Source organism: Larkinella sp. VNQ87, from assembly GCF_049445795.1.
In the GTDB taxonomy this organism is placed as follows: Bacteria; Bacteroidota; Bacteroidia; order Cytophagales; family Spirosomataceae; genus Larkinella.
On record NZ_JBMSDT010000003.1, the window covers coordinates 1 to 24,499 of the forward strand.

General features: G+C 52.2%; 23 protein-coding genes. 15 read left to right on the forward strand and 8 right to left on the reverse strand.

The annotated features are described in order from the left end of the window. Nucleotides 1-70: 70 nt before the first annotated feature. A complete protein-coding gene (rocD, locus tag ACO2Q8_RS05085; protein WP_423343709.1) occupies nucleotides 71-1,321 on the reverse strand; it encodes an ornithine--oxo-acid transaminase in 1,251 nt (416 codons plus the stop codon). Nucleotides 1,322-1,418: 97 nt separating this feature from the next. Between rocD and ACO2Q8_RS05090 the strand changes: the two genes are divergently transcribed. Together ACO2Q8_RS05090 and rpmB are read left to right on the forward strand one after the other, a co-directional pair. Then, nucleotides 1,419-1,586: a DUF5522 domain-containing protein gene (locus ACO2Q8_RS05090; protein WP_423343710.1), complete on the forward strand. Its 168-nt coding sequence runs from the start codon at nucleotides 1,419-1,421 to the stop codon at nucleotides 1,584-1,586. A 163-nt stretch (nucleotides 1,587-1,749) separates the two neighbouring features. Next, nucleotides 1,750-1,989, forward strand: coding sequence for a 50S ribosomal protein L28 (gene rpmB / locus ACO2Q8_RS05095; RefSeq protein WP_423343711.1), 240 nt, complete (start codon nucleotides 1,750-1,752; stop codon nucleotides 1,987-1,989). 113 nt (nucleotides 1,990-2,102) lie between these two features. Here the strand turns inward: rpmB and ACO2Q8_RS05100 are convergent, their stop codons facing one another. Beyond that, a complete protein-coding gene (locus ACO2Q8_RS05100; protein ID WP_423343712.1) occupies nucleotides 2,103-3,362 on the reverse strand; it encodes an aspartyl protease family protein in 1,260 nt (419 codons plus the stop codon). A 236-nt stretch (nucleotides 3,363-3,598) separates the two neighbouring features. Between ACO2Q8_RS05100 and tpiA the strand changes: the two genes are divergently transcribed. Beyond that, nucleotides 3,599-4,363: a triose-phosphate isomerase gene (gene tpiA / locus ACO2Q8_RS05105; protein ID WP_423343713.1), complete on the forward strand. Its 765-nt coding sequence runs from the start codon at nucleotides 3,599-3,601 to the stop codon at nucleotides 4,361-4,363. 96 nt (nucleotides 4,364-4,459) lie between these two features. Here tpiA and ACO2Q8_RS05110 read toward each other — a convergent pair whose 3' ends face one another. Beyond that, complete coding sequence (locus ACO2Q8_RS05110) at nucleotides 4,460-5,854, reverse strand: DUF5723 family protein (RefSeq protein ID WP_423343714.1); 1,395 nt, start codon at nucleotides 5,852-5,854, stop codon at nucleotides 4,460-4,462. Between the two features lie 7 nt (nucleotides 5,855-5,861). After that, nucleotides 5,862-7,781, reverse strand: a complete 1,920-nt coding sequence (locus ACO2Q8_RS05115; RefSeq protein WP_423343715.1) for a RecQ family ATP-dependent DNA helicase — start codon at nucleotides 7,779-7,781, stop codon at nucleotides 5,862-5,864. 116 nt (nucleotides 7,782-7,897) lie between these two features. Between ACO2Q8_RS05115 and msrB the strand changes: the two genes are divergently transcribed. From msrB to ACO2Q8_RS05145, 6 genes are all read left to right on the forward strand, one after another. Further along, the gene (gene msrB / locus ACO2Q8_RS05120; protein ID WP_423343716.1) at nucleotides 7,898-8,293 is read left to right on the forward strand and encodes a peptide-methionine (R)-S-oxide reductase MsrB; all 396 of its coding nucleotides are present in this window, start codon (nucleotides 7,898-7,900) and stop codon (nucleotides 8,291-8,293) included. Nucleotides 8,294-8,371: 78 nt separating this feature from the next. Further along, the gene (locus tag ACO2Q8_RS05125; RefSeq protein ID WP_423343717.1) at nucleotides 8,372-9,652 is read left to right on the forward strand and encodes a D-alanyl-D-alanine carboxypeptidase/D-alanyl-D-alanine-endopeptidase; all 1,281 of its coding nucleotides are present in this window, start codon (nucleotides 8,372-8,374) and stop codon (nucleotides 9,650-9,652) included. Between the two features lie 120 nt (nucleotides 9,653-9,772). Next, on the forward strand, nucleotides 9,773-10,246 hold the full coding sequence (locus ACO2Q8_RS05130) for a hypothetical protein (protein WP_423343718.1): 474 nt from the start codon (nucleotides 9,773-9,775) through the stop codon (nucleotides 10,244-10,246). Nucleotides 10,247-10,404: 158 nt separating this feature from the next. Continuing rightward, complete coding sequence (locus ACO2Q8_RS05135; protein WP_423343719.1) at nucleotides 10,405-12,150, forward strand: GMC oxidoreductase; 1,746 nt, start codon at nucleotides 10,405-10,407, stop codon at nucleotides 12,148-12,150. A 42-nt stretch (nucleotides 12,151-12,192) separates the two neighbouring features. Next, nucleotides 12,193-12,612, forward strand: coding sequence for a four helix bundle protein (locus ACO2Q8_RS05140; protein ID WP_423343720.1), 420 nt, complete (start codon nucleotides 12,193-12,195; stop codon nucleotides 12,610-12,612). Between the two features lie 32 nt (nucleotides 12,613-12,644). Then, entirely contained in the window at nucleotides 12,645-13,280 is a 636-nt protein-coding gene (locus tag ACO2Q8_RS05145; RefSeq protein WP_423343721.1) for a gluconate 2-dehydrogenase subunit 3 family protein, read from the forward strand. 24 nt (nucleotides 13,281-13,304) lie between these two features. Here ACO2Q8_RS05145 and ACO2Q8_RS05150 read toward each other — a convergent pair whose 3' ends face one another. The 4 genes from ACO2Q8_RS05150 to ACO2Q8_RS05165 all read right to left on the reverse strand — a co-directional run bounded on the left by ACO2Q8_RS05150 (nucleotide 13,305) and on the right by ACO2Q8_RS05165 (nucleotide 16,041). Next, a complete protein-coding gene (locus ACO2Q8_RS05150; protein ID WP_423343722.1) occupies nucleotides 13,305-13,817 on the reverse strand; it encodes a hypothetical protein in 513 nt (170 codons plus the stop codon). A gap of 587 nt (nucleotides 13,818-14,404) precedes the next feature. Then, nucleotides 14,405-15,247 carry a helix-turn-helix domain-containing protein gene (locus tag ACO2Q8_RS05155; protein ID WP_423343723.1) on the reverse strand — a complete coding sequence of 281 codons (843 nt, stop codon included), beginning with the start codon at nucleotides 15,245-15,247 and terminating at the stop codon, nucleotides 14,405-14,407. Nucleotides 15,248-15,265: 18 nt separating this feature from the next. Continuing rightward, nucleotides 15,266-15,814 (reverse strand): cupin domain-containing protein, encoded by a 549-nt coding sequence (locus ACO2Q8_RS05160; RefSeq protein WP_423343724.1) that lies wholly within the window; start codon nucleotides 15,812-15,814, stop codon nucleotides 15,266-15,268. An 83-nt stretch (nucleotides 15,815-15,897) separates the two neighbouring features. Then, complete coding sequence (locus tag ACO2Q8_RS05165; protein ID WP_423343725.1) at nucleotides 15,898-16,041, reverse strand: hypothetical protein; 144 nt, start codon at nucleotides 16,039-16,041, stop codon at nucleotides 15,898-15,900. Between the two features lie 638 nt (nucleotides 16,042-16,679). Between ACO2Q8_RS05165 and ACO2Q8_RS05170 the strand changes: the two genes are divergently transcribed. The 6 genes from ACO2Q8_RS05170 to ACO2Q8_RS05195 all read left to right on the forward strand — a co-directional run bounded on the left by ACO2Q8_RS05170 (nucleotide 16,680) and on the right by ACO2Q8_RS05195 (nucleotide 24,486). Then, nucleotides 16,680-17,321, forward strand: coding sequence for a TetR/AcrR family transcriptional regulator (locus ACO2Q8_RS05170; protein ID WP_423343726.1), 642 nt, complete (start codon nucleotides 16,680-16,682; stop codon nucleotides 17,319-17,321). Between the two features lie 488 nt (nucleotides 17,322-17,809). Next, complete coding sequence (spt, locus tag ACO2Q8_RS05175) at nucleotides 17,810-19,015, forward strand: serine palmitoyltransferase (protein ID WP_423343727.1); 1,206 nt, start codon at nucleotides 17,810-17,812, stop codon at nucleotides 19,013-19,015. Further along, nucleotides 19,012-20,133, forward strand: coding sequence for a hypothetical protein (locus ACO2Q8_RS05180; protein WP_423343728.1), 1,122 nt, complete (start codon nucleotides 19,012-19,014; stop codon nucleotides 20,131-20,133). Before spt ends, ACO2Q8_RS05180 begins: the two co-directional genes overlap by 4 nt. After that, nucleotides 20,130-21,125 (forward strand): NAD-dependent epimerase/dehydratase family protein, encoded by a 996-nt coding sequence (locus ACO2Q8_RS05185; protein WP_423343729.1) that lies wholly within the window; start codon nucleotides 20,130-20,132, stop codon nucleotides 21,123-21,125. The genes ACO2Q8_RS05180 and ACO2Q8_RS05185 overlap by 4 nt, the downstream gene beginning before the upstream one ends. A 59-nt stretch (nucleotides 21,126-21,184) precedes the next feature. Next, nucleotides 21,185-23,734, forward strand: a complete 2,550-nt coding sequence (locus ACO2Q8_RS05190; RefSeq protein ID WP_423343730.1) for a DUF5686 family protein — start codon at nucleotides 21,185-21,187, stop codon at nucleotides 23,732-23,734. Nucleotides 23,735-23,772: 38 nt separating this feature from the next. Next, nucleotides 23,773-24,486, forward strand: coding sequence for an NTP transferase domain-containing protein (locus ACO2Q8_RS05195; RefSeq protein ID WP_423343731.1), 714 nt, complete (start codon nucleotides 23,773-23,775; stop codon nucleotides 24,484-24,486). The last annotated feature ends 13 nt before the right edge of the window (nucleotides 24,487-24,499 follow it).

Here is a 24,499-nt window from a genome sequence, read left to right on the forward strand (position 1 = left end):
GGAGTTGTTCTCTGATAAACTCTGATGTCCTCCGCTTAACCGCCGGGCGGCCCCGTCTGCGATACAACTTTTAAACAAACGCCAGAATTGTTTGCTCGATGATATCACAGGCTTCGTGCATCTGTTCTTCAGTAATGACCAGCGGGGGCGCAAACCGGATTTTGTCGCCGTGGGTGGGTTTGCACAACAGGCCCCGGTCTTTCAGACGCAGGCAGATTTCCCAGGCGGTTTTTTCCCCGTAAGCCGGATGTCCGCTCACCACGATGGCGTTGAGCAACCCTTTCCCGCGCACCAGCGTAACCAGGCTCTCCTTTTCGATTAGGGCCTGCATCCGGTTCCGGAACACCTCGCCCATGCGAGCGGCATTGTCGGCCAGCTTTTCGTCTTCAATCACCTTCAGGGCTGCCATTGTCACGGCGCAGGCCAGCGGGTTGCCGCCGTAGGTCGACCCGTGTTCGCCCGGTTTGATGGTGAGCATCACTTCGTCGTTGGCCAGCACGGCCGAAACCGGCATCGTACCACCCGAAAGCGCTTTACCCAGCACAAGCAGATCCGGTTTGACGTTTTCGTGATCGCAGGCCAGCCGCTTGCCGGTGCGTCCGATGCCGGTTTGTACTTCGTCGGCAATGAACAGCACGTTGTATTGTGTACACAGTTCCCGCACGCCTTTCAGGTAGCCTTCGTCGGGCACCACCACACCCGCTTCGCCCTGAATCGGCTCAACCATGAACCCGGCAATGTGCGGATCTTGCCGAAACACGGTTTCGAGCGCATTCAAGTCGTTATACGGAACGAGCAGATAACCGGGCAGGAGCGGGCCGTAGTCGTTGGTGCTTTCCGGGTCGGTCGACGACGAAATAGCCGCCAGTGTCCGGCCCCAGAAATTCCCGGTAGCATACACGGTTTTGGCCTGGTTCTGCGGAATACCTTTGACTTTATACGCCCACTTCCGAGTCAGTTTCAGAGCGGTTTCCCCCCCTTCGACGCCCGAGTTCATCATCAGCACCTTGTCGTAGCCGAAGTAGTCGCAGAGAAATTTTTCGCACACGCCGAGCTGGTCGGTATGGAAAGCCCGGGAGGTCAGCGTCAGGCGCTGAGCCTGCTCAATGAGGGCGCTGATGATACGCGGGTGGCAGTGTCCCTGGCTGACGGCGCTGTAGGCGGACAGAAAATCATAGTATTTCTTTCCTTCGACGTCCCACAGGAAAATGCCTTCGCCCCGGTTTAGGACCACCGGAACCGGTTTATAGTTGTGCGCGCCGTAGTTCCATTCCAGGTCAATGGCCTGTTGCGTCGCCGATACCGATGATAACGTGTCCATGATTGTACGGGGGAGTGAGTAATGTAAGCAGTAACGAGTAAATTTCGGCCTTAATCCGAAATTCAAAAATACAATTACTTGCTCAGTCAGACAACCCATGCCGACTTCCAATCCTAAAAAGCCGCTTGTTGATGGGCTGGACGATGAAGATTATTATTTCAATGAACAGGGATTTCTCGTTTTCACGGCCAAATACCACCTGAAGCGCGGCTACTGCTGCAAACACGGCTGCAAACACTGCCCCTGGCGGGGAGTTAAGAGTTAAAAGTTAAAAGTTAAGAGTTAAGAGTTGGCTCCGCCGTTTCCTGTAAAGTGGCGGAGCCAACTCTTAACTCTTAACTCTTAATTCTTAACTTTTAACTCTTTAGGGTTGCATTACTGGTGATTTTTTATCAACTTTGCGGGCTCATTCAGAAAAAGGTATTGTCATGGCACGAGTTTGTCAAATTACAGGAAAGCGGACGCGGGTTGGTAATAACGTATCACACGCTAACAATAGAACGAAGCGGAAATTTTATCCCAACTTGCAGAAGAAGCGGTTCTTCCTGGAATCGCAGGGCGCTTGGGTTACGTTGAAGGTTTCGACCTCCGCCATGCGCACGATCAACAAAAAAGGTCTGGAAGCGACGTTGAAAGATGCGCACCAGAAAGGTACGTTGTCGGTTTAACCAGACGACGATAGGTAGGAAGTGATACACCCGAGTGGTCCATCACTTTTAAAGACATTATGCGGCATCTGGTCAGCTAAATTCGTTTAGCTGACCAGATGCCGCGTTTTTGGTTATATCATTCGCTTCAGGGCAAATTGTGCAAAGACAATGGCGCCGTTGCGCCGAACGAGGATGCTGATTTCCTTGCCTTCCCCTTTTTGCAGCATCTTGTAGATTTCGCTGACATTCAGATCACCCGCCGGGGTGTTGTTGATAAAAAGCACCTCATCGCCATCCCGCAGGCCCGACCGGGCGGCCGGCGAATCGTCGATTACTTTTTCAATGTAGTAGTTCCGGAAATTGGTCCCCCGCGCTTTCAGTTCGAGACCGCTCATGTCGTGTTCAAACGATTGTTTCAGGATGCGCTTGATCGGTTTCAGCACCATGTACTTGTCCTGGTAATTGAACGTCACCTTAAACCGGCGCAGAATCTCACACCCTAAATTCCCGTTGCGTTCGGCGGCATGTTCCGCGATTTTTAACCCGAATGACGTACTGTCGGGAAACGAAGCCACAACGTTGTCCATTTCAAAATTTCCCAGCCGAATTTTCTCAATCCGCCCTAGGTTTCCATTGATAACACCACTCAGGCCCCGGCCCAGTTGTGCCCGGATTACTTTGTCGGGCAGCCGGATATCATCGCCGTTGCTTCGGTTGATCAGCAAGGCGTGTCCCGCTCCCGTATCGATCACAACCCGGATCGGTAGAGTCCTGCCGTTGTCGAGCAGCGCCATGACGTCCGTATACGGTTTTGTGTCCTGAATGGAAATGGGATAACGGGGACCATGCGAACGGCGATACCGGTAATTTTTTGGGCTGTTGAGTACCAGTTCCCGGCGCTGAAAGTCGATTGTGACCACAAAATTGCTGAAAATTTCGTACCCAAAAATGCCGTGAACCGGAATGCCAACGTATTCGGACAGCCGCAGAATATCGTCATCCAGCACCACAATGTTCTGATGATTGGCCTGCATATGACCCATCATCAAAAAGTTGTCGATGGCAACAGAGGCCATCAACTGCCCGCCTTCGCCCGCGCCGGTCAGCTTCACTTTGCGGGTAAAACGCAGGGGTTGTCGTCGGACAGCCGCCGGGTCAGTGATAATGACGGAGCTAACGCCCGTATCCAGAATAAAATGCAGGGTGTCCGAATTATTGATGCGAACCGGAACGATAATCAGATTGGAGTGGAGCTGAAAAGGAATTCGGGCCTGTTTACGATTACCCGTCAGGAAATAACCGTACTTATCTGCATTCTTCTGCTCGTCATTGCTCGCCAGAACCCCCTGCGAGCAGAGCAAAATTCCGAAGAAGATAACAAACAGTTTCATAAAAGTTGTCGATAAAAAGGCGTTGAAAAGTTACAACTATTTTGTCTAATAACACAATTTTTAATGAATCGTTGCTTCGCAATCCGGATACTTTTTATATGAATGGAAAATGATGTTGAAAAACCGCTAATTTCGCCCCGCGAGTGGTTGAACAAAAATTTAGATACGACGGTTTAAATCGCTCTTTTTTGGGTAGTCAGTTCGTAATCAGGGTGTAAATCATTAAATAGGTACCTATGCGTAAAAAAATTGTTGCCGGAAACTGGAAGATGAATAAGACGCTCGACGAGGCTCTCGGGCTGGTGTCGGAGGTGGTCAATATGATAAATGATGAGGTAACGGGCGATGTCCAGGTGGTGCTCTGCCCCCCGGCTTTGTACCTGACCACGCTTAAGCCGTATCTGGAAGGGCAGTCGCGGGTAGCGTTGGGTGCTCAGAATTGCCACGAAAAAGCATCGGGCGCGTACACCGGGGAGATTTCGGCACCGATGCTGAAGTCGATTGGCGTTTCGTACGTCATTCTTGGCCACAGCGAACGGCGGCAGTATTTTGCCGAAACCAACGCCCAACTGGCCGAGAAAGTGAACAGCGCGCTGGCGAATGGTTTAACGCCTATTTTCTGCTGTGGTGAATCGCTCGAACAACGGCAAACGGAAGTGCACCTGGATTTTGTCCGCACGCAGTTGACCGAGAGCCTGTTCCACCTGTCGCCGGAGCAATTTGCGAACATTGTCATTGCCTACGAACCGATCTGGGCCATCGGGACCGGTTTGACAGCCAGCTCCGCACAGGCGCAGGAAATGCACGAAATGCTGCGGCAACACATCGCCAGCCAATACGGCCCGGAAGTTGCTGATAACACAACGATTCTGTACGGCGGTAGCGCCAACGAAAAGAACGCGGCCGAGTTGTTCGCGCAACCCGACGTCGACGGTGGCCTCATCGGCGGAGCCTCCCTCAAATCCCGCGAATTCACCAACGTCGTTAAAGCAAACAAATAGAGTTAAGAGTTATGAGTGAAGAATTAAGAGTTGGCTCCGCCGTTTCCTGTAAAGTGGCGGAGCCAACTCTTAATTCTTCACTCATAACTCTTAACTCTATTTCCTCCATTTCCAGACGGAGAAGCCGAGCCAGACGAGGGAACTGCGGTTTTCGCCTTTCTTGCTGAACAGGCGGCCCATGTCGCTGAAACCGAGCGTAAGCGGTCCCAGGCGGCTAGAAAGACCAACGGCCACCCGGCTGTCGGGGCCGATAATCGAAATTGGTAGACCCAATTCCACATCTTCATCTTCAAACCGGGGCGTGACAATCAGCATGTTCGGCATCTGCGTTGCGCCGGACGACAGGTTGGTCATGGATAATCCGTTGACATAAAACGACGGCACCAGCCGCAGATCGGCTTCGAGGTGGAGCATCCGTTGCAGGGCTACTTTTCCCGGATTGTACGTCTGTGAACCGTTGTCTGCGTGCGTGTTCAGGTAATCGGCTGGGGCGTTGCCGAATTTTTCCAGTTCTTCCTGGTTGAAGGTAAACGGGCCACCGCCTGTGATCGCCTGTCCCGCCGGATACCGGATGCTGCCGCCATTGAGCAAAGCCGCCGAAAGCCGGAGCCAGTAAGCGGGTCGCGGGTCTTTCATAGGCGTATCGGAATTGTAACCCCGCCCGGTCGTTCGCTTGCCAATTTCGTAGGTAGCACCCAAATCATAGCCCCAACCGCTGCCATAGGCATTCGAAAAAACCGACGAAAGGCTGAAATCCTTCCGCGTTGTCGTTTGACCAAGGCTGTAATCTAGATTCGTGATATCCAGTCTCTTTTCGACATCGCCGTTGACCTGCCGAATGGCGTAGTTCCCCCGGGCGTTCAGATAGCTCATTTGCGCCCCCACGATCCGGCGAACCGTTGCGCCGATCTTCAACCGGTGCCATTGCCCATCAAACACCTGTAATCCGTAGGTCAGGCCCACTTCGCCGTAGCTGTTGTGTGCCAGACCAAAATCGAAGCTACCCGACGAGGGTTGCAGGTTGCGGTAAAAAAGCCGGTTTCGGTAAGCTTCCGTCAGGTTTTCGGGAAGCGATGATCCGTAGAGATAACTTTTTAGCCGGGTATGCAGGGCAATGGTCTGGTTGCCATCGACATTGATCAGAAACGACGGTCCCAGGATTTCAGAGTAAGAAGTGGTTCTTGGGGCATCGGTGATGGAGCCCACTGTCCGGAGCGGCAGACTAAGACTCTTACTATAGGGTAATTGAATGGTTTGAAAAAGACCCTTTGAAACATATTTGGTATACAGCGAATTGACCGACGAGTTTCCGGTAAACGCCACCACCTGAAATTTGTACCGCGTTCCGGCGATGGAGGAGGGGTTTTGGAGCATCCGGTGAATACCGCCATAGTTGCTGCTGACCAGACCGGGGTAATATTGTGCCCAAGCGCCCGTCGTGCTGGTGCTGACCAGTGCCGCCAGGAGCAGGCGCGAAACAGAGTTTTTCATAAAACGCTTATCGTAGATTCATTGTGTTCATGGAATGTAAATTTCCGGCGGCATCGATCCGTAACTGTTCGTCGGCCAGCATCTGGCGGACCACTTCCGCCAGCCGGTCGCCGGTCAGGTTCAATTGCTCGGCCAGTCGGCGCGGGGACAGGCCCTGACCGTGGGTGGCATCGAGTTGCTGAATGATCTCCTGACGAAGCCGTTCGGGATCAACCGGAGCCGGGTGCTGGCTCAGGCAGTGATCACAAATTCCGCACGACTCCTTCGGTTCTTCGCCGAAATAGGCCTGTAACCTTCGCGTTCGGCATTGCACCGGATTTTGCACATAATCCAGCATGGCCCGCACTTTGGCCAGATTCCGCTGCTTGCTCCGTTCCAGTTCCATCACATTGATGGGCAGATTCCGGGCGTCGAAACGCGGAGTCAGAAACGTCAGTTGCGGTTTGTCCTTCTGCTTTTCGTAGTGCAGAATCGACCGCTGCGCTAACTGTTCCAGCAAGGCTAAAACTTCCTGTTCCGGCATTCGGGCGGCTTTGGAAATGGCGCTTTCCGAAATGCTGACGTAGGTGGTAAACAACTCGCCCCCATACAGCCGGAGCAATAGTTTCAGGAAACTATCGTAATGCGGATTCATTACCTGAAACTCGTACAGCGCCCGGTTATCGACCGCCATCACCACCTTCGAGGGGCTAAAGTAGCCTTCGCTCAGCTCGATAAAGCCTTCCAGTTGCAACTGTTTCAGGGCATAATGCGTTTCCGTCACCGGCAGCTGAAACGCCTGACAAAACGCCGTCAGGTCAAAGTCAATATCGGTAAACTCGCCCCCGCCGATGGCCAGATTGGCATAATTCGCCAACGCCTGATACGTTCGTTTCAAGGCTTCAATGGGCGGATATTGCTGAATAATCCGCTGTTCGATATCGCTCAGATCCTTCTGGTTATAGAGCAAAACCGCATACGCTTTCTTCTCGTCGCGCCCGGCCCGGCCAGCTTCCTGGTAATAGGCTTCCAGGCTGTCGGGAACATCCAGGTGAACAACCGTCCGCACATCCGGTTTGTCGATGCCCATCCCGAACGCATTGGTGGCGACGATCACCCGCACCCGGTTATGAATCCAGGCATCCTGCTTATCCGAACGCTGTTTGGTCGTTAAACCGGCGTGGTAATAATCCGCCCGAATACCCTGGTGGTGTAGCCACTCGGCAATTTCCTGCGTCTGCCGCCGACTCCGCACGTAGACAATAGCCGCACCCGGCACGCCCTGCAACACTTTCAGCAGCCGAGCTTCCTTATTCTCTTCGTAGAACGCCGAATATGACAAATTCTTGCGGGCGAACGTCTGCCGGAACACCTGCGGAGCCTGCATCTCCAGCTTCTCAACAATGTCTTTCTGAACTTCGGGCGTGGCCGAAGCCGTCAGCGCCACCACCGGAACACCGGGCAGAAGCGTCCGAAATTCAGCGATTTGCAGGTAGGGTGGCCGAAAATCGTAGCCCCAGGCCGAGATACAGTGCGCTTCGTCGATGGCCAGTAAACCAACCTGCATTTGCTTGACCCGTTCGATCAGAATTTCGGTTTTTAACCGTTCGGGCGAGACATAGAGAAACCGGACGTTGCCGTAAATGCAGTTGTCGAGTGCCCGGTCGATTTCGCGCCAGTGCATACCGGAATAAATTGCCACAGCCGGAATGCCCTTCTTCCGCAACTGCTCAACCTGGTCTTTCATGAGGGCAATCAGGGGCGTCACAACGATGCAAACCCCGCCGATAGCCAGCGCCGGGAGTTGAAAGCACAGCGATTTGCCCCCGCCGGTGGGCAGCAGCACGAGCGTATCCCGGCGGTCGAGGACGGAGCGGATGATGTCCTCCTGCAAAGGCCGGAACGACTCGTAGCCCCAGAATTGTTTCAGAATTTGGTGGAGGGTCATAACCGACAGTAAAGATAAATCAATCCCAAAATAGTTTATGCCTGTAATCAAACTTTCGCCCGACGGCCTTGCCGGTTATCAGACGAAAGGATTTGCTCATTATCAATCAACCCCATATGATTACGAAAGTCATTAAAACCGACGAAGAATGGCGGCAGCAACTGACGCCGGAACAATACCGCGTGACCCGCCAGAAAGGGACAGAACGGGCCTTCACGGGCGAATATTGCGAAAGCCACGATCCGGGTACTTACCAGTGCATCTGCTGCGGTACGGACCTGTTTGAATCCAAACAAAAGTTCGATTCGGGCACGGGCTGGCCGAGTTTCACCGAACCGATTGACCCGGAGCTGATTCAGCTCGAAAACGATTACAGCTACGGTATGACGCGGGTTGAAGTGCTGTGTGCCGTTTGCGACGCGCACCTCGGTCACGTGTTCAACGATGGCCCACCGCCAACCGGCCAGCGGTATTGTCTCAATTCCGTTGCACTGAAGCTGAAACGCGCCTGAATGTTGACTCAAACCGCCCAATTCGCAGTAGATTGGGCGGTTTTGTTTTAAATACGGCAAAAAACTGTATTTTGGGCTATGCGACTAGCCTTCAATCTTTTTTGCCTGTTGGTATTCCTGAGTGGTTGCGCCACCTACCGCCCGATTCAGCGCCAGCTTCGCCAAAATCCCGAACTGACCGACCACGTTACCGGGTTTGCCCTGTACGATTGGGAAAAGCAGCAAATGGTCGTGCAGCACAATGCTGACCAGTATTTCACGCCCGCATCCAACACCAAACTGTTCAGCTTTTACGCCGGACTGGTCACGCTCGGCGATTCGATACCGGCCTTGCGCTACATCACGCGTGGTGATTCGCTGATTTTCTGGGGCACCGGCGACCCGCTGCTGCTGAATCCCAATTTACCGGACACGACGGCGTTGCGGTTTCTGCGTAACCGGCCCGAAAAACTGGTGTTTTCTCCGGCCAACTACAGCGGCCCGCGCTTCGGCCCCGGCTGGGCCTGGGACGACTACAACGACGATTATTCGGCCGAATTGGCTCCTTTGCCGCTCTACGGCAACATTGTCCGGTTCATCTCGCCCGACCGCGTGGCCCGGCTGGATGTGGAGCCCCGGTTTTTTCGGGATAGCGTCACGGCGGTTTCGATTCGGCGGTTTTCGCGGAGTGTGCAGCGCGACGAACACCGCAACCGCTTCGACCGGCCCGAAGCCGTGCGGCCGTTTAAGCAGGATGTTCCCTTCCGCTGGTCGTCCGAACTAGCCGCGCAATTGCTGACCGACACCCTGAAACGGCCGGTTTCGGTGGCTGACATCCGGTTTGACCGCTCGGCCAAAACCGTGTACAGCCAACCGGCCGATTCGCTGTACAAGCGGATGTTGCAGGTCAGCGACAACACCCTGGCCGAACACCTGATGCTGCTGTGTTCGTCGGTGCAGGATACTGTCAACAGTGCGGTCGGGATTCAGGTGGTTTTGGCGAAACACCTGGCCGATTTGCCCGACAAGCCCAGGTGGGTCGATGGGTCGGGGCTGTCGCGGTATAACCTGTTTACCCCGCGATCCATCGTTGGGTTATTGCAGAAAATCTACCGGACTGTTCCGCAGCAGCGGCTGTTTCAACTCCTGGCCGTTGGTGGGTCGACCGGCACGATTCAGCGCGTCTATAAAACCGACCGGCCGTTTGTGTTTGCTAAATCCGGTTCGATGACCGGCGTGTACAACCTGAGCGGTTATCTGGTTACCAAAAAAGGCAAGCTGCTCTTGTTCAGTATGATGAATAATAACTTCGCCGGTTCGGTGGCGGATATGCGAAACCGGACGGCGGCTTTTCTGACGAAGATCTACGAACGCTATTGATACCGCTTCCTCGAAAACCGCTTTTTTCCTGAAAAAAGAGCCTTTTTGCCGTTGGGAACCGCTCGTCGGCGGTTACTTTTGTACGACTATTTGTACCACCGTACCCGATTAACGAGCACCATGCAGGAGGAATTAAATTTGGAGCGGTTGCGCCAGAAGATTACTAATATTTCCGGCGGTGAACTGATCCGGTTACAGTCGTTTCTGGAAAATGAAATCCGGCGACGAAAGCAGATCTTGAGCGAAATTCCGGCTATTACGCTGGATCAAATTCCGCTTCGGGTGCCAACCCGGACCACATTCTACTCCATCGTTCGGCGACGGAAAATCTGCAACCTGGCCGAAGTCGGGCGGCTGTCGCTGATCGAAACGCTGGCGTTGTTGAAACCGGCCGATTTGCAAAGCCTGAAAAGCCTCAACCAGAGAGCCTACAACGAAATCGTCAATGAACTGGCCAAACTGAACGTTCCGTTTGAATCCATTGCACTTTGGGACTTAAAGATGATTGACGACCAGCCAGTTATCTCTATGCCCGTCCGGGCCATCAATCCGTTGGAAACCATCGCCAGCCGGGGACACACCGACAAAGTGTGAATCTCTGCACAAATCGGAGCCGGGGCGAATACTCACCAAAAGAATCCCTTGGGCTGCATCAGTAGTTGGTGCGGCTTTCTTGCTTTTCAAGGTATAATTTCTGGATTTGGTAGTATATTTTCCGTAAATTGATTCCTTCCTAAACCTCATCCTTCCTGATGGACCTGTTCCAGATCAAAAAAGCCCCCACGGTATACGACGCGGTTGTTGTCGGTTCCGGGGCTGGGGGCGGTATGGCGGCTTACATGCTGACCAAAGCCGGTGCCAAAGTGCTGCTGCTCGAAGCGGGCGGCTATTTCGACCCCGCCGATCCGAAGTACATGACGCAACTCAAATGGCCGTACGAGTCGCCCCGGCGCGGGGCCAGCACCACGCGGGCGGGAGGTGATTTCGATGCAGCCTGGGGCGGTTGGGAAATTGAAGGCGAACCGTATTCCTCCAAGCCGGGTGCGGATTTCCACTGGTTTCGCTCCCGGATGCTGGGCGGCCGGACCAACCACTGGGGCCGGATTTCGATGCGCTTCGGTCCCGACGATTTCCGGCGCGGCTCCCTGACGGGCGTGGGTGACGACTGGCCGATTCCCTACGAAGATTTCAAACCGTACTACGATCGGGTCGATAAACTGATCGGCGTTTTTGGCTCGGTCGAGAACCTGCCGAACGAACCGGACGGGTATTTTCTGCCGCCCCCCAAACCGCGTCTGCACGAATTGATGCTGAAAAAAGCAGCCACCAGCATCGGCATCCCGGTCATTCCGTCGCGGTTGTCGATTCTGACCAAACCCATCAACAACGAGCGCGGGCAGTGCTTTTACTGCCGCCAGTGCAACCGGGGCTGTTCGGCCTATGCGGATTTCTCGTCATCCTCAGTGCTGTGTATCCCGGCGATGAAAACCGGCAACCTGACGCTGATCAACAACGCGATGGTGCGCGAAGTGCTGACCGATGCCAAGACCGGGCTGGCCACGGGTGTTTCGTACGTCGACACGATCAGTTTGCAGGAAATTTCGGTGCGGGCCAAAACCGTCATTCTGGGGGCCAGTACCTGCGAATCAGCGCGTTTGCTGCTCAACTCCAAATCGTCGCGTTTTCCAACGGGCCTTGCCAATTCGAGCGGTGTGGTCGGAAAATACCTGAACGACTCGACGGGGGCCTCGCGCTCCGGCTTCGTGCCCGCGCTGATGGACCGCAAACGCTACAACGAAGACGGCGTCGGTGGGATGCACGTCTTTACGCCCTGGTGGCTCGACAACCGCAAGCTGGACTTTCCGCGTGGCTACCACATTGAGTACGGAGGAGGCATGGGGATGCCGGGCTACGGCTACGGCGGAGGCATCGAGAGTCTGAACGGCAAAATTCCGGGCCGCGACGGCAAACTGAAACCGGCCGGAGGCTACGGCGCGGGCCTGAAAGACGACGTTCGCCGGTTTTACGGGGCTTACGTCAGCATGTCGGGCCGGGGCGAACCGGTGCCGCTGGAGAGCAACTACTGCGAAATTGACCCCAACACCGTCGATAAATACGGGATTCCGACGCTGCGGTTTCATTACAAGTGGGCCGATGCCGAAATCAAGCAGGCCAAGCACATGCAGGACACCTTCGAGGAAATCATCCACGCGATGGGCGGCATTCCGCTGGGCAACAAACCGGGCAAGGAGCAGAACTACGGCCTGGCGGCTCCCGGCCGGATTATTCACGAAGTCGGGGCGGTCCGGATGGGTAATGATCCGGCCAAATCCGCCCTGAACAAGTACCAGCAGGCCCACGATGTCAAAAACCTCTTCGTCGTCGATGCCGCGCCCTTCGTCTCGCAGGGCGATAAAAACGTCACCTGGACCATTCTGGCCGCTTCCATGCGCACCTCGGAGTATCTGATCGACCAGGTGAAGCAGAAGAATATCTGAGCCACGTTTAAGGTTTGAGGTTTAACGTTTAACGTGATTCGGATGGCAACCATTCAGCAATTTGAGGAACTGGAAGTTTGGAAATTAGCGAGAGAGTTGGCTAAGGATGTTTATGCTTGTACTTCGACAGGAAACTTCAGCAAAGATTTCGATTTACGTAATCAAATCCGGCGTTCGTCTGGGTCTGTGATGGATAATATTGCTGAGGGCTTTGAACGAGGTAGCCGGGGTGAGTTTATCCAGTTCCTTTCGATTGCTAAAGGGTCAGCCGGTGAAGTTCGTTCGCAATTGTATCGGGCGTTGGATCAACTTTACATTGATCAACCAACTTTTGACGAATTGGCCACTAAAGCCAGAAGAGCCAGCCAAATGTTGAATGGCTTGATAACCAGGTTAAAAGAATCAGATGTAAAAGGATGGAAGTACAAAAAAACAGAAGCAAGTGACAGCAAAGCACCTTAAACGTTAAACCTCAAACCTTAAACGATTAAAAAATGAAGCGCAGAGACAGCCTTAAAGCCATTTCCATCTCCTCCCTGGGCCTGGCCGTGGGGCCGGTGGAGGCTGCGGTGCCCGAACCACCCGAACCCAAACCGGCGGTGAAACTGCTGCCCGGGCGGCAGAAATTTGAAGCAGAACGCGATATGAAGCTGCTGACAGCCACGGAGAAATTTTTCACCGCGGCCGAACTGCAAACCGTCACAATCCTGGGCGACATCATCGTTCCGGCCGATGCGCGGTCGGGGAGCGCGTCGCAGGCCGGGGTTCCGGCGTTCATCGAGTTCATGATGCGCGACCAGCCCCGCAACCAGACGCCCATACGCGGGGGCCTGCGCTGGCTCGACCGGAAATGTGTCAGCCGGTACGGCAATCCGTTTGCCAAATGCACCAAAGAGCAGCAGATCGACATGGTCGAGCAGATTGCCTATCCCGAAAAGGTGGCCCCCGACATGACGCAGGGAGCCGCGTTTTTTACGATGATGCGCAACTTTGTACTGGGCGGTTTTTACTCCAGCAAAATGGGCATCGAGGATTTGGGCTACGTCGGCAACACGCCGAACCAGTGGAACGGCGTGCCCGACGATGTACTGAAACAATACGGCCTGAGCTACGACGAACCGAAAAAGTAAGCTCATCGGCCAGTCCAGTGTCCGTTAGTTAGCGGATTCGTTGCTCTGGGGCAGGTAGTGAAAGCCCATGTAGGCGATTTTCCACTGGCCGTCGTGCTTTTCCAGAATGCGGGTTTCGACCGATCGGCCCAGCACCTTGCGGCTGCCTTTTTCGTAGGAAACCTGGTCGAAGGTGTACCAGGCCACGTTGGGGTAAATCCGGAAATTTTCGTTCGAAACTTCCTCGGTGGAGCCTTGCCACACGGTTTGGTTTCGGGCGAACTGCTGTTTTTTGTCGGCTTCCAAAGCCGCAAACCCGTTGTGAATCTGGACTTTATTCGGGTAGCCTTCCCAGTAGCCGTACCGACGGAGATACGGTGCGTGGACGTAGCAATTCCGCCAGGCCTGAAAATCCTGCCGATAATAGGCTTCGGTTTCTTTAGCAATCACAGCGCGAATGGCCGCCTGCTCGGCTTTTAGGTCAAGAACAGGCTTGGTTTCTGCAAAACGGTCGGCCATGACCAGCAGCAGGCCAACGACAACAAATAAGACTTTCATTAGCAATAAGTTGAAGATGTGAATAGAATGTCTGGGTCTAGCAACGGCTGCTGCGCGTCAGTACCGTTTGATGAACCGGAACAAAAATATCACTGTGTTGACTGGGGTTGTGAGACCGAACAAGCCGGAGGACATAAAGCAGTTTTCAGCCGTTCAAATACCGGGAAGAAGCGTTCAATGAGCAAGCGGTAGAACCTGCCTCCTGGCCATCGACGGGAGTATGAGGGATAATGGTGGGCTGAAACAGGCGCTGTGAGCAGACTGCTTATTCGCCAGTATTTGCAGGCAATCTCTAAGTGTATTTATTTTAAATATCGGTAACATGTTGATAATGAGCTAACAGTGTTAGATTGGAGATGCCGTTTAATTTTATAACCTGCTTTCATCTGTCAACGTTATTCAACAGTCCATCGACCAGGTAGTTCAGGAGAGCAGGAACGAAGGGCAGGGCAGTTGTTCGGGCTTCCTTATAGCCGGTTTTTTGGGTAAGTTCACGGCAAAGAAGATAGCTAACAGTGTTAGATTGTACACACAATTATTGATTGCGATTTTATTCATCCGATCCGGTAGCCGTAACTTTTCATCAATCAGGTTTCGGTTGCGCCAAACAACCGTTCGGGCGCTTTGGCCTCCTGCTGCGCGAAAGCGTTTGGCGTCAATTGGGTAAACTCCCGAAAGTCGCGGACCAGGTGCTGGTAATCGTAGTAACCTAATTCAAGGGCAATACTGAGCCAATCGAGGTTTGGGTGAGCATTCCGGCGCTTCATGGCATTCTCAAATCGGGCAATTCGGGCATAAAGCTTAGGGCTGACTCCTTCGCGCTCGACAAACTGCCGGTAGAACTGACGTTGAGAAAGACAAGCCTGGTCGGCCAGCCAATCCAGCGAGGTTCGTTCCGGATGCACCAGAATGAACCGGCAGACCCGATCGATCGGGCGCAGCGACCAGTGCTTCGCCCGTTGGATGAGGTGTAACAGAAAACTTTCAACGATCGGAATCATCGCAGTATAGTGCTGCGTGTCGCCCAGTCGTTCATTGACCCGGCGAACAGCCATTCCGAAGACGTCTTCAGCATCCAGAAACGTATTCGTCAGTTCGTGAGCCGGAATGCCGGTCAGTTGATGCAGCACTCCCGGCTGAAACTGCACCTGAAAAACCATGAAATCGCGCCCGACGTGCCGGTTGGTGACCATAGAATACTGACCGTTTAGGGTAGACACCGGTTTGGCAAGCCGGTGTCCGTTGAAGCCGTATTCAATTTTTTCACGATCCCGGGGATAAAACGCCAGCGAGTTTTCGGCCCGGGGCCAGTATGATTTTACGGGCAACACCGCCATGGAAGCCGGAAACGAACAGCCCACAATCTGCAACTGCCGCACATGGTTGCGCAGGGCCGGGCTGGGAAGCCGAAAGTCGAAGAATGCATCCATAAGGTTACACCGGTTGAGTTATTTGAGCGTCAGGGGTGGACCCAGAACGGACATACCGTGTTCCTGATGCAATTTCTGCAAAAGCTCGTCGGTCGGTGGTTCTTTCAGGGCGCTCAGTTTTACAAACATTTCTTCCAATTGGCCGGCCGGCTGTACCATATATACCTGCTTCCCGCGTTCGGACACTTGCAGCCAGGTATGCGGAACGCCCCGGGGAGCAAAGACAGTATCACCTGCTTTGACCGTAAACTTGGCATCACCGACCTGGAACAGATACTCGCCTTCAACAATCGAAAAGATTTCGTCCTGATCGTGGTGAACGTGCAGCACCGGACCGACTTTCTCTTTCCCAAGATATTCAAAAACCGCCAGTTGTCCGTTCGTATCCTTGCCCGATATTTTTACATCGTTCGCGTTGATGCCCCGATAAGGCGTGTGGACTCCTGAACGGGCTTCACCCGCTTTGACCACAAAGGAGTCAGAAACCGGAGCGGCTTCCCCGGTTTTGGCCGGTGCCGGAAAGGCCGAAGCGGCCAGAGATGCGGTCAGGAATGTTCGACGTTGCATAGCGGTTTGGTTAATGTGCTACGCAAGTTTGGGAATAGTGCTGATTCGCTGGTGGTAAAAATCAGCCAATATCAGGAGCCACGTTACTCCTCCTCAGCAATATCGTCGCTTGAATCAGCACCCGACTCAATAGCGGCTGCTTCGTTGTCGTTGGTCGCGCGGTCATAGTCGACGGAGTCATAATCAGTTTGATCCAACGTAGGGTCCTGGGGATTTTGATTTTCCATGATCGGGAATGGTTTGCACGGTTTGTATTAATCTACCAGGCAAAATGAGCAGCCCGGGAGAAGGTTTGGCCCCCCCTGAAAACCGTATCCGGTGAGGGTACGGTCAGCCTGCATGATAAAAACCGGTTTTACCAGATGGGTGTACAAGAGCGGGGAGGGACGGCAGATCCGGGAAATTTCCCGTTTTTACCCGCCGGTAGTTATCTTCTTCACTTAGCTCTGTAGGTTTGCACGTTAAATTTCTGTTCTGCGTCATAGTTTTATCAGTGCATGTAAATTGGAAAAGGCCCGGCTATTGAGTCCGGGCCTTTTTTGTTCAATGTACCATCAGGATGTGCCTGATTAAAAAGAAAATAAATCTGTTCTGTTGGAAATTTACAAATAGATAGCTGGGTATAAGTAACAGAAAACATGGTATGGAATTGAACGAAATAAAACCGCTGTTCGGCAATTTCTTCTCCCATGTTGCTGTTAACGATAACATATGTGATTGTATCACTTGGACTAGAAACTGTATCTTTCAATACCCTATATCCGTCTCACACCAAGAGTTGTTTCAAAAATTTAAACAATCATTTAAAATAATCGTTTTAAATGATTGTTCGTTTGTAATCTATCGTATAATTTTGAAGCGACAAATGAAAAAGAAAATGGATTGTTTCACGCTGCCATCCAAGTCAACCGAAGAGCGAATCTGGGAAGCAGCTAAACAGGTTTTCTTGGAGAAGGGTTTCGATGGGGCGACGTCGCGGGATATAGCTACGGCCGCTGGGATCAATATTGCCCTAACCAATTACTATTTCCGCAGCAAGGAAAAGCTGTTTCTGAACATCTTTGCAGAAATGTTTCAGCTATTCTTCACTGGAATGGTCGAGATCCTGAACAGGCCGATCAGTCTGCGGGAGAAAATTGCGGCCTTGATTGAGCACGATTTCCAGTTGATGAAGGAAAATCCTTGCCTGGCACTTTTTATCATGAATGAAATCCATCGCAATCCGGAACGGATTGCGGATTCATTTGGGATCATGAAACAAGTGCATCAAACCTTGTTTGAAGAGCAACTTCAGGTAGAAATTAATCGTGGTACAATTAGACCCATCAATGGCAACCAGTTGATACCTATGATTTTTTGTAACATTCAGTTTCTGTTTATCAGCAAGCCAATGCATATGAAAATGTGGCAGATGACGGAAGATCAGTTTGAGGAGTTTGCTATCAAGCAAAAAAATCTGGTCATCGACATGATCACAAACTTTTTGTATGAGCCTCAAAAGGTTTGATTTTTTTCGCCCAAGTTTAAACAAAAATTTAAATCACGCGATTAATGACAAGATTTAAACTGAATAGTACAAATTTATTAACACGGGTTCCACTGCCTTTGTTTGTCGACGCAGGTTGGTAAATGGTAACAAATTTGGAAAAGATTTTAAAAAACTGCCTGATTAAGAACTGAATAAAGCCCTTAATTGGTTCTAATGGATAAGTGCTTGACCCCGGGCTTTAACCAGGAGAGATGACATAGCCGTCTGAGTTAATCTATAAAAATGGGTGATTCACGGTTTCGATTCTCCGGTTCAGTGAAGAAAGTGGCACAAATAGAGGTTCACTTGCTTAGTTTCCGGCGAGGAAAAGTGTAAAGTGGGTTTAAGCGGGGTTATTGCAATGACTAGTTAATCCTGAGTAGAAGCCAACCAATGTATAAATAATAGTAACAAAAAGAGTCTCGCGAAGTAAAGGACCAAAAGCCGCATTCTGACACCAAAAATTCATGAGAAAAAAATTGCATATTAAAGCTGCTGCTTATCAGGACGTGGCGGTAGCTAAAGCAAAGGGGATTTACCCTTATTTCAGACCCATTGAATCCGGACAGGACACGGAGGTCATCATTCAAGGAAAACGAGTCCTGATGTTTGGCTCCAATTCGTATCTGGGATTGACCAATCACCCTGTGGTGGTGGAAGCGGCCAAAAAAGCAACCGAAAAATACGGTACGGGTTGCGCCGGGTCGCGGTTCCTGAACGGAACACTCGACATTCATGAAGAGCTGGAAAGCCGGTTGGCGGCATTTACCGGCAAGCAGGCTGCGGTGCTCTTCAGTACAGGTTATCAGGCTAACTTAGGCGCTCTTTCCTGTCTGACGGGTCGGCATGATTACCTGATTCTGGACGAAAGCAATCATGCCTCAATCATCGACGGTAGCCGGTTATCGTTCTCCAAGGTGATCAAATACGCCCATAACGACATGGACGACCTCTGGAGAAAACTAAACCAGTTGCCGGAAGAAGGCATCAAGCTGATTGCAACAGACGGTATTTTCAGTATGGAAGGCGACATCGTTAAGCTGCCCTTACTGAACCAGATTGCTGCCGAATTTGATGCCTCCGTGATGGTGGACGATGCTCACAGCCTGGGAGTTATCGGGCAAAAAGGGGCCGGAACCGCTTCTCATTTCGGGCTTACCGAGACGACCGACATCATTATGGGGACGTTCAGCAAATCACTGGCGTCTTTGGGCGGTTTTATTGCCAGCGATGCCGAAACGATCAACTACCTCCGTCACCGCGCCCGGTCGCTCATCTTTAGCGCCAGCATGACACCGGCCGCCGTGGCCAGTACGCTGGCGGCCCTGGAACTGATTCAATCGGAACCCGAGCACATCGAACGGCTGTGGACCAACACGCGGTACGCCAAACAACTGCTTTTGGAGAACTGCTTTGATTTAGGACCTACTGAAAGTCCGATTCTGCCGGTCTATATCCGTAACAACGAACACACCTTTCTGATCACCCGCATCTTGCAGGATCAGGGCGTGTTTGTCAATCCGGTGGTGTCTCCGGCTGTTCCTCCGCAAGATTCCCTGATTCGCTTTTCCATCATGGCAACGCACACCTTTGCCCAGATCGAAGAAGCGGTTGATAAACTGACCCGAGCTTTTTGGGAAGTGAAACATTTACCCCTTCCTGAACGAGTATGAAGCGTGTTGTACCTGTAACTTCGAAAAAGGAATTAGCCCAGTTTATCGATTTTCCGCATAGTTTATACCAAAACGATAAGAACTATGTGCCGGAAATTTTTATTGGTCAGCGGGATTTGCTGACCCCGGGCAAACATCCTTTTTTCGAACATTCCACGCTGCAATTATTTCTGGCTTATCAGGACAACACCATCACCGGACGGATTGCGGCCATTCACAACCGCAACCATAATGCCTTCACCGGCGAAAAAGACGGTTTTTTTGGCTTTTTCGATTGCATCGACGACCAGGAAACCGCTGATCTGCTGCTGAACAGCGCGTCGGATTGGGTGAAAAAGCAGGGACTGACCCGCCTGGTCGGTCCGACCAATCCAACGACCAACGATGTTTGTGGCGTATTGGTCAGTGGGTTTGATCGGCCTCCGATTGCCATGATGCCCTATAACGCTCCGTACTATGAGAAACTTTTGCTGAACACCGGTCTTCGGAAAAAAACCGACCTGCTGGCTTACGAACTGGAAGTTGCCTCGGCCAACGAGCGTTCCCTGCGGCTTCTGGACACCCTGCAGAACCGCCTGAAGCGGAGCGGAATCATCATTCGGAAGGTCAATCTCAAGGATTTCAAAAACGAAGTACCCCGGATTCGTGAAGTCTATAACCGCGCCTGGGATAAAAATCTGGGGTTCGTACCGATGACCGATGCCGAGTTCGATTACCTGGCGAAGGACCTGAAAATGATTCTGGACCCCAATTTTTGCCTGGTTGCCGAAAAAGATGATAAAGTGGTGGGGTTCATCATCGGTATTCCGGATATCAACCAAATTTTGATAAAAAATAAACGTGGTCGTCTGTTTCCAATAGGAATCATCCGGTTACTGACGCAGCGGAAAAGCATCACCCGCATCCGGGTTCTGACCCTGGGCGTGCTGGAAGGTTACCGGAAACTGGGTATTGAAGCGTGTCTGTATGCATCGGTGATTAAAAACACCTACGGGACCCGGATTACGGGCGGAGAATGTTCCTGGATGCTGGAAGACAATTACCTGATGAATCACGCCATCGAGCAGATCAATGGGGTGTTGTACAAACGGTATCGGTTATACGAAAAGGAGTTATGAACGAGCGGGTATTGATTACGGGAGCCAGCGGTTTTATTGGGTATCATCTGGTTCAGGCGGCTCAGGCTTCCGGGCTGGAGGTGCACGCTGCTGTCCGGCCCTCCAGTGATCTAAGCCCGTTGAAAGACCTGAATCCGGTTTTTGTTTATCCGGATTTCAGGTCGGAAGAAACGCTGCGGCCCCTGCTGGAACAGGGTGGCTACCGGTATATTATCCATGCCGCCGGGGCAACCCGGGCGAAAGACCAGTCGGCGTATAACCTCATTAATGCGGACTATACCGTTCGGCTGGCGCAGGCGGCTCAAGGGCTCCCGGTTTCGCTCAGGCGGTTTGTTTTCATGAGCAGTCTGGCGGCTCTGGGACCTTTACCGTACGAGGAAGCGGGAAGTATCACCGAAACCGCCCGGCCCCAGCCGGTCACCAGCTACGGGAAAAGTAAGCTCCTGGCCGAGCAGTACTTAGCCGGTGTCAAGGGATTGCCGATAACCATCATCCGGCCAACGGCAGTCTACGGCCCCCGGGAACGGGACCTGTTCATTCTGTTCAAAACCCTGTCCAAAGGGCTTGACCTGTACATCGGTCGGAGTCCGCAGCGGCTGAGTTTCGTGTACGTGAAGGACCTGGTTGACGTGACTATTGCCGCTCTGTTGCAAAACCACACCGAAAACCGGGTGTATAACATTTCGGATGGAGTTGCCTACAACCGGTATACCCTGGCCGATGTGTTCAACAACGTGAGTGGCACCCGTACCCGCCGTTTTCATCTGCCGGTCAGCCTCATGAAACTGGTAGCCGGTATGATGGAAGTAGGGTACACGTTTTCAAAAACGACGCCGGTATTGAACCCGGAAAAATTGCGGGAGCTGATGGCTCCCAACTGGATCTGTAGCATTGACGCTGCCCGCCAGGACCTGAATTATCAACCCCGGTATGGGTTGAAGCAGGGATTGGATGAAACGTTGCGATGGTACCGGGCCAACCAATGGCTTTAATAGAATGAATAGACAACTGGAAGTGACTGGCCAAGGCCACTGCCGAAATCAGTACAAAGATGTTACAACCAAGTAAGAAATGGGGGCTCCTGATACTCGGTCTTTTACTATTGATCAGTAGTATCTCAACGGCCCAGACAACACTGGTGAAAGGGGTGGTCACCGACGCTAAAACCGGGGAGACCCTGCCATTTGTCAGTGTCGTCGTACCCGGTACGACCGTGGGAACGGCCACGGATGCCGATGGAAAATACAACCTGACCGTACCCGCGAACAAAAACCGCATCAAGTTTACATACGTTGGTTACGTCAGCGTAGAAAAACCCGTTACCCCCGCGACGACGCAGGTGATTAACATCAAGCTGGCGGTGGATGCTACTCTCCTGAAAGAGGTAACGGTGAAGGGAAAAGCCCATTACCGAAACCGGGACAATCCGGCGGTGCAGCTTATCCGGCAGGTCATTGCCAACAAGGAGAAAAACCAGATGGGCAACTATGCCTACGTGGAATACGAGCAGTACGAGAAAATATCCCTCGCCCTGAGCAACCTGTCCGACCGCTTTCGGAATCGGCGCATTTTCCGGAACTACCAGTTTCTGTTCACTGAATCGGATTCGGCCAGCGGTAAAAACCGCCTGCCAGCCTACCTGGAAGAAAAGCTGTCGCAGGTGTTCTACCGTAGAAGTCCCGAAGCCAGGCAGCAACAGGTGAAGGCGCAGCGCCGGGCGGAGTTCGATCCTCGTTTTGTCGATAATAAAGGGCTGAGTAAATATTTTAACCGGCTCTACGAAGACATTAATATTTATAACAACAACATCTCGATTGCGACGAACCAGCTCCTGAGCCCCATTGCCAACAGTTCGCCCACATTTTATAAGTTTTTTATCCGGGATACGGTCAAAACCCAGACGCCCTGGCTGATTGAACTGGGCTTTGTCCCCCGCAATAAAACCGATCTGCTGTTTGAAGGAAAACTTTTTATCACGCTGGACGGTAACTACGGGGTTCAGAACGCCTATCTGACAGTAAATAAGGATATTAATCTCAATTATTTACAGGATCTGGAAGCCCGACTTGAGTTTGAAAAAAGCCCGGATGGTCGCTACCACCCCAGCAAGACGACCCTGGCGATGGAGTTTTCGCTGGGCAGCAATACCCCCGGCATTTACGGACAGCGCGTAGTCAATTATTCGAAATATTTGGTCGATAAAGAGGTGTCGGATGACGTATATACGTTATCGTTAGAGCCTGTGAGCAGCCCGGTTGATGCCCAGCAAAATGATGCGTATTGGGATACGATTCGGCCAGTTCCGTTGGACAAAAGCGAAGTGCGGATTTACCGGAACATCGATACGCTGCAGACCATTCCGTCTTTCCGGCGAACCATGAGTTATGCCACTATGCTCATTGCTGGCTTTAAACCGGTGGGACCGCTGGAAATTGGTCCGGTAAACACCTTCTACAGTTTTAATCCGATCGAGGGCTTTCGGCTGCGATTTGGCGGGCGCACGACCACCGATTTCAGCAAACGCATGTATCTGGAAACCTATGCCGCCTACGGTTTCAAGGACGAAAAATGGAAGTATTTTCTGAGCGGAACCTACTCTATCAACAACCAGTCGGTTTATGCCTTTCCGCTGCATTACGTTCGGGCCAGTTTTCAACGGGATACCAAAATTCCGGGTCAGGATTTGCAGTTTGTGCAGGAAGACAACTTTCTGTTGTCGTTCAAGCGCGGGGAAAACAACCGCTGGCTGTACAACGATATTTACCGACTGGAGTACATCCGGGAACTGGAAAACCATTTTTCCTATAAGATCGGCTTCAACCAGTGGACCCAGACTCCGGCCGGCATTCTCCAGTATATCCCGGTCAGCCAGGGCGAGAATTTCAGGAATACGGAACAATTGACCAATACCGAATTGAACCTTGAGTTACGGTATGCTCCGCAGGAGCAATTTTATCAGGGCAAGCTGTACCGCGTTCCCATTGTCAACAAATACCCGATTTTTACCCTGCGCTATGGTACGGGTCTGCGAATTCTGGGCGGAGAAAACCGGTATCATGCAATTTCAGGCAATGTGGAAAAAAGGTTCTATATGTCCCAGTTCGGGTACTTTGACGCTACCGTCGAAGGAGGATACATTTACGGCAAAAACATCCCGTTTCCGCTTTTGACCATTCACCGGGCCAACCAGACGTACGCGTATCAGCTGAACTCCTACAACCTGATGAACTTCCTGGAGTTTGTGAGCGACCACTACGCGAGCATCAATGTGCAGTATTATATGAACGGTTTTCTGTTCAATAAACTGCCGCTGCTCAAACACTTAAAGCTCCGGGAGGTTTTCAGCTTCAAGGCATTGGCGGGCGGCTTGCGGGACGAAAACCATCCCGATAAAGCCACGGGCGTCTACCGTTTTCCGGTCGATAACCAGGGAAACTCCATCAGCTATACCCTGGGGAAACAGCCCTACATTGAAGGCAGCGTTGGCATTGCGAACATTTTCAAGCTGCTGCGGGTCGATCTGGTAAAGCGATTCACGTATCTGAACCAACCCAATGTTTCAGAATGGGGCATTCGGGGGCGGTTTAAGTTTGATTTTTAACGGTCTGATTAACAGACGACACCAACTGTAAAGAAATGATGAATTACGCCATAATTGCCGCCGGGGAGGGGTCGCGTTTGGTGCAGGAAGGCTATCCGTACCCCAAACCGATGGTCAGCCTGCACGGCAAACGATTGATCGACCGACTGATCGACATTTTCAGCCAAAACCGCCCGGCTTCCATTCGAATCATTATCAACGGGCAATCCGCTCCGCTGGACGATCATTTGTTGGCGTTACGCGAAGTGTTTCCGATCGAAATCGTCCGGCAATCCACGCCCAGTTCGCTGCACAGTTTTCACGAATTGCTGAAAACCGCCCCCGACATGGAAGCCCTGTGCCTGACGACCACGGACACGGTTTTCAGGGAGGACGAATTCCGGGCCTTCATCGATGAGTTTGAAAACCATCCGGAAATCGATGGGCTGATGGCCGTCACGACGTTTGTCGATGACGAAAGTCCGCTGTTCATCAGCACGCGCTCCGACCAGACCATTACCGCTTTTACGGACCAGAAAACGCCCCAAACCGTCTTTGTGTCGGGCGGAATTTATTGCCTGCGCCGAAAAGCGCTGGAAGCCGTCGCAGCGGTAATCGAACAGGGAACGAGCCGAATGCGGAATTATCAACGGTTTCTGCTGGAAAGCGGGTTAACGATCAAAGCGTTTCCCTTTTCCAAAATTGTGGATGTTGACCACGTCCAGGACATCCGCACGGCGGAGCTTTTTTTGAGTGAAGTAAATGAGTTTTGATTAGCAGCGAACA